Origin of the sequence: Micromonospora sp. NBC_01739 (assembly GCF_035920385.1) — a bacterium.
GTDB lineage: Bacteria > Actinomycetota > Actinomycetes > Mycobacteriales > Micromonosporaceae > Micromonospora.
This window is the reverse complement of the sequence record NZ_CP109151.1, coordinates 3,901,608-3,914,743: the sequence shown is the minus strand read 5'-3', so window position 1 is coordinate 3,914,743 and position 13,136 is coordinate 3,901,608. Positions and strand designations below refer to the sequence as shown.

General features: G+C 72.3%; 11 protein-coding genes. 10 read left to right on the top strand and 1 reads right to left on the bottom strand.

The features are described 5' to 3' along the window. The first annotated feature begins 8 nt into the window (after positions 1-8). Positions 9-1,448 carry an aldehyde dehydrogenase family protein gene (locus OIE53_RS17575; protein ID WP_327022623.1) on the top strand — a complete coding sequence of 480 codons (1,440 nt, stop codon included), beginning with the start codon at positions 9-11 and terminating at the stop codon, positions 1,446-1,448. A 61-nt stretch (positions 1,449-1,509) separates the two neighbouring features. Here OIE53_RS17575 and OIE53_RS17570 read toward each other — a convergent pair whose 3' ends face one another. Then, positions 1,510-2,742 carry an SUKH-3 domain-containing protein gene (locus OIE53_RS17570; protein ID WP_327022622.1) on the bottom strand — a complete coding sequence of 411 codons (1,233 nt, stop codon included), beginning with the start codon at positions 2,740-2,742 and terminating at the stop codon, positions 1,510-1,512. Between the two features lie 73 nt (positions 2,743-2,815). Between OIE53_RS17570 and OIE53_RS17565 the strand changes: the two genes are divergently transcribed. The 9 genes from OIE53_RS17565 to manA all read left to right on the top strand — a co-directional run bounded on the left by OIE53_RS17565 (position 2,816) and on the right by manA (position 13,124). Further along, positions 2,816-3,235, top strand: a complete 420-nt coding sequence (locus tag OIE53_RS17565; protein ID WP_327022621.1) for a YbaB/EbfC family nucleoid-associated protein — start codon at positions 2,816-2,818, stop codon at positions 3,233-3,235. Continuing rightward, positions 3,235-3,573, top strand: a complete 339-nt coding sequence (locus OIE53_RS17560) for a hypothetical protein (protein ID WP_327022620.1) — start codon at positions 3,235-3,237, stop codon at positions 3,571-3,573. Before OIE53_RS17565 ends, OIE53_RS17560 begins: the two co-directional genes overlap by 1 nt. A 20-nt stretch (positions 3,574-3,593) precedes the next feature. After that, a complete protein-coding gene (locus OIE53_RS17555) occupies positions 3,594-6,776 on the top strand; it encodes a toxin glutamine deamidase domain-containing protein (protein WP_327022619.1) in 3,183 nt (1,060 codons plus the stop codon). Between the two features lie 199 nt (positions 6,777-6,975). Next, positions 6,976-8,100: a hypothetical protein gene (locus OIE53_RS17550; protein ID WP_327022618.1), complete on the top strand. Its 1,125-nt coding sequence runs from the start codon at positions 6,976-6,978 to the stop codon at positions 8,098-8,100. A 69-nt stretch (positions 8,101-8,169) separates the two neighbouring features. Next, a complete protein-coding gene (locus OIE53_RS17545; RefSeq protein ID WP_327022617.1) occupies positions 8,170-9,549 on the top strand; it encodes a phosphomannomutase/phosphoglucomutase in 1,380 nt (459 codons plus the stop codon). A gap of 62 nt (positions 9,550-9,611) precedes the next feature. Further along, positions 9,612-9,794 (top strand): Trm112 family protein, encoded by a 183-nt coding sequence (locus OIE53_RS17540; protein WP_089001904.1) that lies wholly within the window; start codon positions 9,612-9,614, stop codon positions 9,792-9,794. Continuing rightward, the gene (locus OIE53_RS17535; RefSeq protein ID WP_327022616.1) at positions 9,791-10,987 is read left to right on the top strand and encodes an SIS domain-containing protein; all 1,197 of its coding nucleotides are present in this window, start codon (positions 9,791-9,793) and stop codon (positions 10,985-10,987) included. The genes OIE53_RS17540 and OIE53_RS17535 overlap by 4 nt, the downstream gene beginning before the upstream one ends. 16 nt (positions 10,988-11,003) lie before the next feature. Beyond that, positions 11,004-11,957: a cation diffusion facilitator family transporter gene (locus tag OIE53_RS17530; RefSeq protein ID WP_327022615.1), complete on the top strand. Its 954-nt coding sequence runs from the start codon at positions 11,004-11,006 to the stop codon at positions 11,955-11,957. A 3-nt stretch (positions 11,958-11,960) separates the two neighbouring features. Continuing rightward, positions 11,961-13,124, top strand: a complete 1,164-nt coding sequence (gene manA / locus OIE53_RS17525) for a mannose-6-phosphate isomerase, class I (RefSeq protein ID WP_327022614.1) — start codon at positions 11,961-11,963, stop codon at positions 13,122-13,124. Positions 13,125-13,136 lie beyond the last annotated feature (12 nt).

Here is a 13,136-nt window from a genome sequence, read left to right as displayed (position 1 = left end):
TGCGGAACGTGGAGCTCACACCGTTCTTCGTCGCCGGTCGACCCAGCCACGGCACTGAGGAGGTGACCCTCCACCACCCGTACGACGGGCGCCCGGTGGGGCGTACCACCCTCGCCACCGCCGACCAGGTCGAGGCGGCCGTGGCGGCGGCGGCCGAGGTGGCGGCGACGGCCGCCGCGCTGCCCGCGTACGCCCGGGCGGCGGCCCTGGACCACGTCTCACGCCGACTGGCCGAACGGGCCGGGGAGATCGCCGACCTGATCACCGCCGAGAACGGCAAGCCGGTCAAGTGGGCCCGGGCCGAGGTGGGTCGGGCGGTCTCCACCTTCCGCTGGGCGGCCGAGGAGGCCCGGCGCTACACCGGGGAACTGCAACGACTCGACACCGACCCGGCCGCCACCGGCCGCATCGCCCTGGTCCGGCGGGTGCCCAAGGGGCCGGTGCTGGGTATCACCCCGTTCAACTTCCCGCTGAACCTGGTGGCCCACAAGGTGGCTCCGGCCATCGCGGTCGGCGCACCCATCGTCGTCAAGCCGGCCCCGGCCACCCCGCTTACGGCGCTGCTGCTCGGCGAGATCCTGGCCGAGACCGAACTACCCGCCGGAATGTTCTCCGTGCTGCCGCTGCCCAACGAACGCGCCGCCGACCTGGTCACCGACCCTCGGCTGCCGGTCGTGTCGTTCACCGGCTCCGGGCCGGTCGGCGCCACCATCCGCCGGTCCGCACCAGACAAGCATGTGACATTGGAACTGGGCGGCAACGCGGCGGCGTTGATCTGCGAAGACTTCGCCGGCGACGAGGACCTGACCTTCGCGGCCCAGCGGATCGCCACCTTCTCCAACTACCAGGCCGGTCAGTCCTGCATCGCGGTGCAGCGGGTGTACGTGCACGAGTGGCTCTACGACGGCTTCCTGCCCCGCCTGGTGGCGGCCGTACGGGAGTTGCGCACCGGCGACCCCGGCGACCCGCTGACCGACGTCGGCCCGCTGATCTCCGTCGAGGCCGCCCGCCGAGTCGAGGCCTGGGTGGAGGAGGCCGTAGCGGCCGGGGCCACCATCGAAACGGGTGGCCAGCGGGACGGGGCGACCTACCCGCCCACCATCCTCAGTGGAGTGCCGGACGACGCGAAGGTGTGCGCCGAGGAGGTGTTCGGTCCGGTGCTCGTGGTGGCCCGGGTCGAGAACGACGCTGCCGGGTTCGCCGCCGTCAACGATTCGGCGTACGGCCTGCAGGCCGGGGTCTTCACCCGCCGCCTGGATGTCGCCTTCGCGGCGGCCCGCACCCTCGAGGTCGGCGGGGTGATCGTCGGAGACGTCCCCTCGTACCGCGCCGACCAGATGCCGTACGGGGGCGTGAAGGGCAGCGGCGTCGGTCGGGAGGGCCTGCGCAGCGCCATGGACGACTACACCGACCCCCGCGTCACCGTCCTCACCGGCCTGGCGCTGTAAGGAAGGGCACCTTCTTAACGTATGCGGTAGAGGAAGGGCCCCTTGTTAACGCCGAGAGGGATCACCAACTGCCGTCGTCGCGTACCCGGGCGGGGGCGCGACCGAGTAGCAGGGTGACGAGCGCCTGGTCGATGTCCGCGCCGAGGAACCATTCGCCGGCCTGATCGAGGGCGAAGATCCGACCGTGCTCATCGACCGCGATGATGCTGTGCTGGTTCTCCGTACCGATCGGGAACAACCGGGCCCCGATCACCGCCGCGAAATCGGCGAGGGTGTCGGCGGTGTGCGCGACCTGCCGAGGTCGGATGTCGAAACGAGAGATCCAGACTTGCTCCCCTGGCCCGAGTCGAGCTCCGACGAGACTCGGAAATGCGGTCAGGGTCCGCATCGCGGCTGGGAACATGGCGTGTTCATGGGTCCGGCTACGCACTGCTCTGACATCTTGGACGGCTGATGCCGCCACGACCTCGTCGCCGAAGTGAGGGCGCCAGCAGGCGGCGACAAGAGCGTTGGTCACATCTGGCGAGAAACGGCCGGGCTCCGGGTCCACTGCGGGCTCCGGGTACCACGGTGACGTCCAGCCTCGCTCGGACCAGGGGAGGAGGTTGAAGTGGACGAGCATGTCGATACACGAGTCGCAGGGGCGTTCGGCGGGCCCGCCGTGCGGGTCGCCCGGCTCACGGATGCGGAAGACCTCGAAACGGGCGGAAGCCAGCAGGTCTCGTGCGTCATCCAGGGTCAACGGGGCGAGGCCGTCCGCGGCGCGGCGGTGGTCGTACTCGTGCAGGACGTCGGAGACGACGACGAGTTCGGCGTGCCGGTCGCCGCCGCGGACCAGGTGCCCCGCGGGTAGCTGGTCGAGGTAGGCCCGGACCAGCCGATGGTGGTTGAGCTGCACATCGCCCTTGACACCGTGGGCGATGAAGACCCGGCCCTCGATGGTCAGATGTGCCGCCGTCGTCGGCGTGGGCAGCCGATGGATCTCCCGCAGCACCTGGCTGGCCGGATCGACCGTACGGGGCGCCGGTGGCCCGGTGGGTCGACTGCGGCGAAAGAGCTGCTCCACCGTCTCCGGCGGAACCCGGGGCCAGGTGGTCACCTCGCCGGTCTCCTTGTCGACCACAGTGGTCGGCAGGTCGCCGGGCATCGCTCTGACCTCGGTGGACACCGTCGAGGTGATGACGTATCCGAGGTCGAATTCGGTGACCATGGGCCGGCACTCGTGACCCAGACGCTGGGAGTCGCGGCGGGCCCAGGCCGCCGCGATCTGCTCAGCCTGCTCGCGGTCAATCACAACCGTGAACCTACCGGACAACGCGAATCCGTGGCAGCCGGTATGGTTCGGCTTACCTACGGTGACGAGAGGGATGGCGTTGACCGACAGCGCGAACCGTGATGCCAACCGTGCCCTCCGGGCCCGTTTCGACGAGGTGTACGGGCAGTACCAGCAGCTCCGGTCCGGTTTGGACGAACTCCAGACCAGGCTCGCGCAGTTGCGGGTGACTCAGCGCTCCGACGACGGTCAGGTGACCGCGACAGTGGGTGCCCAGGGGGAGCTGATCTCGGTGGAGTTGAGCCCTGCGGTCTATCGCGACCAGGATCCCAAGGCGCTGAGTGCGAAGATCACCGCTACGGTCCGTCGGGCCGCCGCCGCGGCGACCACGGCCACCCAGGATCTCGTGAGCAGCTACCTGCCGGCCCGGTCCGGGACGGCAGACTTCCTGCGTACCGGTGATTTCGACACCCTGCTCGGCCGGGCCGACGCGGTGTTGCGGCGGAGCGAATGATGGCGGGGCAGCTCTGGCTCGACCCGTCACGGGCCCGGCGCGGCGGGGCGGACCTGACCCGGGCGGGCGAGGCGGTGACCGGTCGACACACCGAAGCCGGGGCCGCGATATCGGCGGCCAGCGCCCGGCGTCCCTGGGGCCGTGACGACATCGGCACCGCCTTCGAGCGGCAGTACCGCGGCTACGAGGACATGGTGCTGCGGGTCTGGGCGGGGGTGGGGCGGCGACTGACCGACCTGGGCGCCGACGTGGTCCACTCGGTCGAGGCCAACCAGCAGACCGACACCGCCAACGCCGCCCGGTTCAACCGGATCTCCGACCCGCACCCCCGGTCCTGAACCGGGCCGGGAGACCTCCGATGACGGTGTTACCCAGCCCCATCCCGCACCCGTTGAGTTACTCCCCGTGGGACCTGCCCGGTTGGATCTACGAGGCCCTCGACTGGGTGGTCGGCATGGAATGGCCGGAGGGCGACGAGCGCGCCGTCTGGGATCTGGCCGACAAGTGGTACGCCGTGGCTGCCTCCCTCGCCGGGCCACAGACGGACGCGAGCACGGCGGCCGGCGAGGTGCATCAGGGTTACGGCGGGGTCGGCGCGGTCGCGGCGGCCTTCGGCGACGCCTGGCGGCGGGTGGCCGACGGCGAGCAGGCCCCGTTGCCGGTGCTGCTCGCGGTCAGTCACGACCTCGGGCGAGTGGTGGAGGAGTGCGGGTGCGACATCGAGGCAGCCAAGCTCGAAGTCTGGATCGAGCTGGGCATCCTGGTGGTCGAGTTGCTGGTCTTGGCCGTGGCGGCGGTGCTCACCGCCGGGGCGGCCTCCCCGGCCGCCGCCGGGGTGATCGCCGCGACCCGGTTCCTGGTCCAGCAGATCTTCCGGCGCCTACTGGCCCAACTGGCGCGTAAGTCCCTCAAGCCGGGCCTCAAGGAGGTCGGCGAGCGGGCGGCGAAGCAGGTGACCACGAGCGGTGCCCGCAGCCTGACCCGCCACCTGGCCAAGGAGGGGGCGACGGAGGCGGCGCAGGAGGCCGGGATCAACCTGGCCACCCAGGCGTACCAGCAGAGCACCGGCCGTCGGCACGAACTGAACGTCTCCGACCTGGGTGCCGACGCCCTCGGCGGCCTGGCCGGTGGTGCGGCGGCTCCGCTGGCCGGTCTGGGCCGACACGCCACCGGGCGGGGCGCGCGGATGGTCGAACACCTGGGGCGGGAGATGACCGGCGAGGTGATCGCCGACCAGGCCGCCAGCCTCGCCACCGGGCAAGGGCTGACCTCGCTGGAGGACGCCGCCCGGGCGGCCGTCTCGGGGGCCCGTGGCTCGGTCACCGGCCAGGCTGACCACGCCTTGCAGGCCCGCCTGGACGGGCAGTTGGCAGCGCTGTCCGGCTCGCCCCTGCTGCCGCCGGCGATGCCCGGACCGACTACCCCGGGGGTGCCGCAGGGCGGCGGTGCCTCGATGCCTCCGTCGCCGGTGACGGAGGGCATGATCCCGGCCCAGCGGCCCCCGACCGAACCGTTCTTCACCGGGCCGACGGACTCGACCACCCTGGCTGGCACGCCTGCCTCGCCCTCGTCGGCTGGCGACCTGGGCTCGCTCTCGTCGGCTGGCACCTCTGGGTCGCTCTTGTCGGCCGGGACCCCTGGCTCGCTTTCGTCGGCTGGGGAGGGTGGCTCGGGCCGGGTCGAGGCCGTCGACTCGCGGCAGGGCAGCGTGGACCGGCTGGTCGCGGGCAGCCCGGACCGGCTGGTCGCGGGTGGCGAGCCGCCGAATCCTGTCGACCTGGATGCCGCAACGAATCGGCTGACCGAAACGGCCCATTCTGTCCCGCCGAGCCGCGAGGCATCTGTGGGGGAGCGGCACCGTTCGGCCGAGGAAGCGGGCCCGGCTGCGGCCGATGTCCGGCCAGTCGCCGGGTCCGGTGGGCCAGCGGTCGAACCGGGTCCGGCCTTGTCGACGGTCGGTCCGCAGTCGGTCGTGTCGATGCCTCCTCCAGCCGTCCTCACCGGTCTGGAAGGGTCGGGAACGGGCGGTAGCCCGGTCTCGACCGGCCCGGTGAGTCAGTCGGGGACTACCGGCAGTCCGCCTGCGGCGAGCGTGTCGACAGCTACCGGACCGGCTGTGGGCCCGGTGCCGGGTACCCCGGCGGTGGCCAGGCCGGAGACAGGCCCCACCATCGGCGTACCCGGGCGAGCGGAGCCGCCACCCGGACCGCCCCGCTCCACCCTGGTCGACGCGCTCGCCCCGGCCTCTCGGGCGACCAACCCTGCGGAGCGCGCCACCCCGCCGACCCGGCCGCCGGGGCCCGACGATCGGGGACCTGACCGGTTCGCTGCCGAGCGGGAGGCCCTCGAACGACGCCGCTACCAGGGCTACTTTGAGGCGCAGCGGGCGCAACACGAGGAAGCCCGCCGGTCCCGTGAGATTTCTCGACTGCGAGTTCAGGCAGACGAGCACCACCAGCGGGCCAGTGACTTCGCCGCGTATGCACGCCAGTTGCACCACGCAGGCCACCGTGACGCCTCAGCGGGCTGGCAGCGGGCTGCTAATGCGGAGGCCCGGGCGTACGGGCGGTGTCTGGATCTGGCGGATGCGGTGGCCTCGGGTGCGGTCGTGCCCGACGTGGTGGACGTCGAGCGGCCGGAGGACTTCCACCGGATCAACGACGACGTCGGTGAGTTGGCCCCGGGTGCGATCGGCACCGGCGACCGTTCCGCCCTGACCGGCGACGACCACCCGCCGCCGATCGACCGATCCCGCCGGTACGGCCAGCCGGGCGGGCTCCGCCCGCCACTGGCCCTGCACCAGTTGGATGTGGAGCAGCGGGTGCCCCGGGACGAGGCCGGCAAGGTGGTGCGGACTCCCGATCCCCGGGTCGGGGACTGGTTCGGGTTGATGAACGACGGCGGGCCGCGCGCGGATCCGACCCGGGGCATCAACTGCCTGGACTGCACCCTGTCCCTCTACGACACCTGGGTGCACGGCCGCCCCCGGGTCTCCGCGCCCCGTACCTTCGACGCGTACCAGGCCGGTGACGTGACTCGGCCGCTGCACGGTGAGCAGGACGGCACCGGGCGGGTCGAGGATGTCACCGGGGGTCGCTTCCAGCGGCTCTGTGACGGCACCGCGACCACTCCGGCCGAACTGCAACGGGCGCTGGACGCCGGATACCGCAATCTGCGTGACCAACTGGTGCTGGGGGGCCACGGCAGTTTCGCCTTCGTGGTCAACCATCTGGAGCAGGGCGGTTCGCACATCTGGGTGGCCGTTAACCAGAACGGCACCGTGCTCTACCTGGATCCGCAGGTCGGGCTGGTCAGCGACCAGCCGCTGTACCGGCATCACGGGGCCGCGTACCCGTTCAACGCCATCGACGCGGACGTGCTGGTGCTCGACGGCGGGGCCCGGCCGATGCCGTTGGCGGGGTTGCGTCGGGGCATCTACAGCCAGCGACCGGATCTGCCCGCCTACCCGCCCGCCGAGGAGTTCCAGGGGTACGGGGAGCCGTACCTCAACCGGGTGCACCTGCTGGGGGAGAGCAGCTGACGCACCCGGACCGGGTGGGCCGGTGAGGGTCCGAGAAGGTGAGTGACCCAGGCCGGCGATCGGCGCAGGCCAGGGGTGCCGCGTCGACCTGGTCAGTGGCGGGTCGCACATGCGGGCTGCTCGATGACGAGCCGAGGGAGGGCACCGGTAGTAGCCTGACCGGCGATTCCCCGACCGGGGGAGGAACGGTGGGAAGCTCATGTCGGTACCTCGCCGCGTGCTGCGGCTCGCGACGGTCTGCCTGGTCCTCGGCGGGCTGGTGACCCTGGGTGGCGCACCGGCGTACGCCGACGAGGACCGGGTGCGGGTGCGCTCGGCCGGCAGCTTCGCCGCTGGCCGAACGGCTCAGGAGGTCCGGCTGGAGGTACGCAAACGTACCGAGGGCTGTGTCCGGGTACGGGGTGCGCTGGGGCTGAGTCTGCCCGGGGTGCGACCTGAGCAGGTCGCCGTCCAGGCCCAGGTGGACCGCCGGTGGGTGACCGTGCCGGTCTCCGGCGCCGAAGGGCTGGTGACCACCGCGCCGGTCGCCCCGGCCAAGGACGAACTCTGCAAACGCAAGGGTGCGGCGATCCGGTACCGGGTCGCCTTCGGTGCCGATGCTCCCAGCGGGCGGCTGATCGTTACCGGTGAGGCGGTCACGGCCCGGGGGGTCGTGCTGGGTCGGGCGGTGGCGGAGTCGCGGGTGACCGGCGGCCGGGCAGCCCCGTCGCCGTCGCCGTCCCGGTCGCCGTCGCCCAGCCCCACTCCGGACGAGGTCGGTGTGGAGACTCCGCCGGTGGCCACCTCGACGGTGGCTCTGGCGGCGGAGCCCGCCGGTGACCTGGGCCAGACGGCCGGGCAGTCCGGTGGTGTCCCGCCTGTGATGTATGCCGGGGTTGCGATGGTCGCCGCCGGGGGCCTGATCATCGGTCTGCTGGTGTACCGCTCGCGCAAGGATCGGCGAGAGCGTGGCGAGCAGGTCGAGCGTCCGCCGGGTAATCCGGGCGGCACGACCTACCGTTCCAGCCGTTCTCCCGCCCCGAGGTCCGCCGGCCCGCGGGTGGTGCCCCCGGCCGCGCCACCCGGTCAGGTGTACGGCACCGGTAGGCCCCCGGCCCCCCGGGTGTACGGGGCCCCGCCGGCCGCCCGTGGCACCGGGGGCCTGTACGGAGCCGGTTCCGCCGATCAGACCCGGGCCATGCCGACCGGGGCTCCCGAGGGGCGGGCCGCCGATCCCCGGTCGTCCGCTCAGCCCGGCCCCGGGGTGCCGTCGCCACGCCAGGACCCCCTGCCGCCTGCGGCGACGGGTGAGGAGCCGGGGCAGGGCGGTGGGCTGTCCGGCTGAGCCGGGGCGGGGACCTTCCCTCCGATACGCTCAGGTTTGTCGAGGAACTGAAGTCGAGGAGTGGAACCGGTGTCTGATCTGTCCCAGATCGTCAAGGCGTACGACGTCCGTGGGACGGTGCCGCAACAGTGGGACGAGGCGGTAGCCGCCGCCTTGGGCTCGGCCTTCGCGCAGATGCTCGACGCCACCGGCGCGGCGGGCAAGGCCGTGCTGATCGGGCATGACATGCGTGCCTCCGGCCCCGGCCTGGCGGAGGCCTTCGCCACCGGGGTACGCGCCGAGGGGCACCCGGTCATCGAGATCGGGCTCGCCTCGACCGACATGATCTACTACGCCTCCGGTGCGCTGGACCTGCCCGGGGCGATGTTCACCGCCAGCCACAACCCGGCGCAGTACAACGGCATCAAGATGTGCCACGCGGGTGCCCGTCCGGTCGGTCAGGACAGCGGGCTGGCCGAGATCCGGGAGCGGGCCCAGGCCCTGCTGGACAAGGGCGAGCCGGTCGGTGAGCCGACCGCGCCGGTGCACCGGCGGGATCTGCTGGCCGACTACGCGGCGCATCTGCGTACCTTGGTGGACCTGTCCGCCATCCGGCCGCTGACCGTGGTGGTGGACGCGGGCAACGGCATGGCCGGGCACACCGTGCCCAGCGTGCTCGGTGACGCCGCCCTGGCGGCTCTGCCGTTGCGGATCGTGCCGATGTACTTCGAGTTGGACGGCACCTTCCCCAACCACGAGGCCAATCCCCTGGACCCGGCCAACCTGGTCGATCTGCAACGCGCGGTGGTGGCCCACGGTGCGGACATCGGCCTGGCCTTCGACGGGGACGCGGACCGTTGCTTCGTCATCGACGAGCGGGGCGAGCCGGTCTCGCCGTCGGCGATCACCGCCCTGGTGGCGGCCCGGGAGTTGGCCAAGCACCCCGGCTCGACGGTCATCCACAACCTGATCACCTCGCAGGCGGTGCCGGAGATCATCCGGGAGCATGGTGGCACCCCGATGGTGGCCCGGGTGGGGCACTCCTTCATCAAGGCGGAGATGGCCCGTACCAACGCGGTCTTCGGGGGTGAGCACTCCGCCCACTACTACTTCCGGGACTTCTGGTTCGCCGACACCGGCATGTTGGCCGCGATGCACACCCTGGCCGCTCTCGGGGAGCAGCCGCAGCCGCTGTCCGAGTTGGCCGCCGAGTACGAGCGGTACGTGGCCTCCGGCGAGATCAACTCGACCGTGGCGGACCAGGCGGCCAAGGTCGCCGAGGTGCGGGCCGCCTACCCGGAGGCCGAGGCCGACGAGCTGGACGGACTCACCCTGCGCTTCCCGGACGGGGCGTGGTTCAACCTGCGTGCCTCGAACACGGAGCCGTTGCTGCGGCTCAATGTCGAGGCCCCCACGGTGCAGCGGATGACCTCGCTGCGCGACGACGTACTCGACCGGGTGCGCCGTTAAGATCGCTCGCGCCGTTCGGTGCCGCCGATCGGTGAAACCGCATACGTGGAAGGAGCCGCGCCGTGGCCCTCGACCCGCAGTTGCTGGAAATCCTCGCCTGCCCGGACACCCACCATGCCCCGCTGGACTATGACGCGCAGGCGCAGACCTTGACCTGCACGGAGTGCGGCCGGATCTTCGAGGTTCGTGACGACGTACCGGTGCTGCTGCTGGACGAGGCGCGCGGCCCCGCGGAGCAGTCATGATCGACGGGACGGCCGGGGTCAGCGGCCACCGCCACGCCGACGAACAACTGCTCGACGACCCCAAGGCCCTGGCCGAACGGGATCCGGGCGGCATGTTGCGGCACACCGCCTCGGCCGGCGCCCAGGTACGCGAGTCCGCCGCGCTGGCCGCCGAGGCCAATCTGTCCGTGCTGGCCGATGACGGTCGTCCCCGGGCGGTGGTGATCGCCGGCATCGGTACCGCCGGGCGTACCGGTGACGTGTTGGCCACGGTCGCCGGGCCGCGCTGTCCGGTGCCGGTCATCGCGCACCGCAGCGCGGGGGTGCCGGGCTGGGTGGGTGCCGCCGACGTGGTGATCGCGGTCAGCGCCTCCGGCCGCAGTCCGGAAGCCCTCGGTGCCGCCGAGGCGGCGCATCGGCGGGGGGCCCGGCTGGTGGCCGTGGGCCCGGCCGACTCCCAGTTGCAGTCGACGGCCGAGCGGGCCCGTGCCCCGTTCATCCCGGTGCCTCGCCGGGCCCCGGCCCGGGCCAGCCTCTGGGCCCTGACCGTGCCGGTGCTGCTGGCGGCCCGGGCCCTGGGCCTGGTGAAGGTCAACGAGGCGGATCTGGCCGAGACGGCGGCCCGGCTGGACGCCGACGCCGACCGCTGCCGGCCCACCGCGGAGTCCTTCGTCAACCCGGCGAAGTCTCTGGCCCTCGGCCTGGCCGGGTCGATCCCGATCGTGTGGGGCTCCTCGCCGCTGGCCTCGGTGGCGGCTCGCCGGTTCGGCGACACCCTCTCCGCCAACGCCCGCTATCCGGTGGTCACCGGGGCCCTCGGTGAGGCCGGTCGGGGTCGGGTCGGTCTGCTCGACGGTGTGTTCGGCGGTCTGGCCGAGGGGGAGCGGGACATCTTCGCCGATCCGGAGGAGTCCACCGGCGAGGGCACCCGGTTGCGGCTGGTGCTGCTGCGCGACGGCGGCCTGAACCCCGAGGACGACGCCGACGAGCCCCTGGCGGTCGAGGAGCGACGCGCCGACGCGGTGCAGACCCTGGCCGAGCGGCGGGGCGTACGGTGCGATGTGGTGACCGCCGAGGGTGGTTCGGCGTTGGAGCGGCTGGCCTCCCTGGTGGCGGTACCGGACTTCGCCTCGATCTATCTGGCGTTGGCACACCGGCTGGATCCGATGGCGGTGCCGGCGATCACGGAGATGAAGGAGCTGGCCAACCAGTGACCGGCGGAGCGGGGGCATGAGCGCCGAGGGCGGCACCAAGGCGATCGTCGCGGCCTTGCTGGCCAACCTCGGCATCGCGGTGACGAAGTTCGTGGCGTACCTGCTGACGATGTCGTCGTCGATGCTGGCGGAGTCGATCCACTCGGTGGCCGACACCGGAAACCAGGCCCTGCTGCTGCTCGGTGGCAAGCGGGCCCGGCGTGCCCCCACCCCGCAACACCCCTTCGGCTACGGCCGGGAGCGTTACGTCTACGCCTTCATCGTCGCGATCGTGCTGTTCAGCCTGGGCGGGGTCTTCGCGCTGTACGAGGCCTGGCACAAGTGGTCCGATCCACACGGGATCACCAGCTGGCAGTGGGTGCCGGTGGCCGTGCTGCTGGTGGCGATCGTGTTGGAGTCCTTCTCCTTCCGTACCGCGATCCGGGAGTCCAACCTGGTCCGGGGCCGGGAGTCCTGGACCAGGTTCATCCGCCGGTCCAAGGCTCCCGAGTTGCCGGTGGTGCTGTTGGAGGACTTCGGTGCCCTGGTCGGTCTGATCTTCGCCCTGCTGGGGGTGGGGATGACCCTGGCCACCGGCGACGGTCGGTGGGACGCGGCCGGCACCGCGATGATCGGTCTGCTGCTGGTCACGATCGCGGTCGTGCTGGCCCTGGAGACCAAGAGTCTGCTGCTCGGGGAGGGCGCCGAACCGGCGGAGATCTCGGCCATCGAGCGGGCGATAGTCGGCGGGCCGGAGGTGGAGCGGATCATCCACATGAAGACCCTCTACCTCGGCCCGGAGGAACTGATGGTGGCCGCGAAGATCGCGGTGCCGCGTTGGGAGACCGCCGAGGATCTGGCGCGGGACATCGACGCGGTGGAGGCACGGATCCGGGCGGCCGTGCCGGTCGCCCGGGTGATCTATCTGGAACCGGACATCTACCGGGTGAAGACCGGGCCGGCGGAGGCTTCCGGTCGATCGGGGAGCTGACCGGTGGAACTGCTGTACGGGCCGATCAAGGCCTACGCGTGGGGGTCCCGCTGCGCGCTCGCCGAGTTGCAGGGGCGTCCGGTGCCCAGCGAGGGCCCGGAGGCCGAACTGTGGCTGGGGGCGCACCCGGGTGCACCGGCCGCTGTGGAACGTGCCGGTGAGCGGGTGGCCCTGACCGAGGTGCTCGCCGCCGACCCCGCCGGCTGGCTGGGTGAGGGGGTCCTCGACCGGTTCGGCGCCCGGTTGCCCTTCCTGCTGAAGGTGCTGGCCGCGGCGGCTCCGCTGAGCCTGCAGGCCCATCCGGACGCGGAGCAGGCCCGGGCGGGCTACGCCGCGGACGGTGCCCGGGCCGACGGGCACCGCAACTATGTGGACCCCTTCCACAAGCCGGAGCTGCTGGTGGCGCTCGGGCCGATGGAGGCGCTGTGCGGCTTCCGGGATCCGGCGATCTCGGCCGAGGTGCTGGCCGGCCTGGGGGTACCGGAGCTGAAGCCGGTGCTGGACGCGCTGGACGCCGGTGTGGCCGGGCTGGCCGAGGCCGTGCGCCTGCTGCTGACCTGGCCGTCGGCGCAGCGTGCCGGGCTGGTGGCGGCGGTGCGGGCGGCGGCGGTGGCCGGGCCGGACGCGGATCTGGTCGAGCTGTTGGCCGAGGCCTACCCGGCCGATCCGGGGGTGGTGGTGGCCCTGCTGCTCAACCGGGTGCGGTTGGCCCCGGGGGAGGCCATCTGGATGCCGGCCGGAAATCTGCACGCCTACCTGCGCGGTACCGGGGTGGAGGTGATGGCGGCCAGCGACAACGTGTTGCGGGGCGGGCTGACCCCCAAGCCGGTGGACGTGGCCGAACTGCTCCGGGTGCTTCGTTTCGAGGTGCTGGACCAGCCCGTGGTGGCCCCCCGACCGGTCGGGGAGGGGGTGGTGACCTGGCCGGTGCAGGTGCCGGACTTCGCGTTGCACCGGGTGCGGGTGAACGACCGGCGGCCGGAGGTCACTCTGGCGGTGCCGGGGCCCTGGGTGGTGTTGTGCACCTCCGGGCAGGTCACCGCCGCCGACCTCGTCGATACGGTGACCCTTGACGCCGGTGGGGCCGCGGTGGGCGCGGCGGCCGGTCGGGTCCTCACCCTCAGTGGTGTGGGTGAGGTGTACGTAGCCTCGCCCGGCCCCTGCTGACCTGGCAGCTCA

Coding starts and splice junctions, on each gene's coding strand:
- OIE53_RS17565 (WP_327022621.1), top strand. CDS start 2,816: ATGGCGTTGACCGACAGCGCGAACCGTGATGCCAACCGTGCCCTCCGG.
- OIE53_RS17560 (WP_327022620.1), top strand. CDS start 3,235: ATGGCGGGGCAGCTCTGGCTCGACCCGTCACGGGCCCGGCGCGGCGGG.
- OIE53_RS17555 (WP_327022619.1), top strand. CDS start 3,594: ATGACGGTGTTACCCAGCCCCATCCCGCACCCGTTGAGTTACTCCCCG.
- OIE53_RS17550 (WP_327022618.1), top strand. CDS start 6,976: ATGTCGGTACCTCGCCGCGTGCTGCGGCTCGCGACGGTCTGCCTGGTC.
- OIE53_RS17535 (WP_327022616.1), top strand. CDS start 9,791: ATGATCGACGGGACGGCCGGGGTCAGCGGCCACCGCCACGCCGACGAA.
- OIE53_RS17530 (WP_327022615.1), top strand. CDS start 11,004: ATGAGCGCCGAGGGCGGCACCAAGGCGATCGTCGCGGCCTTGCTGGCC.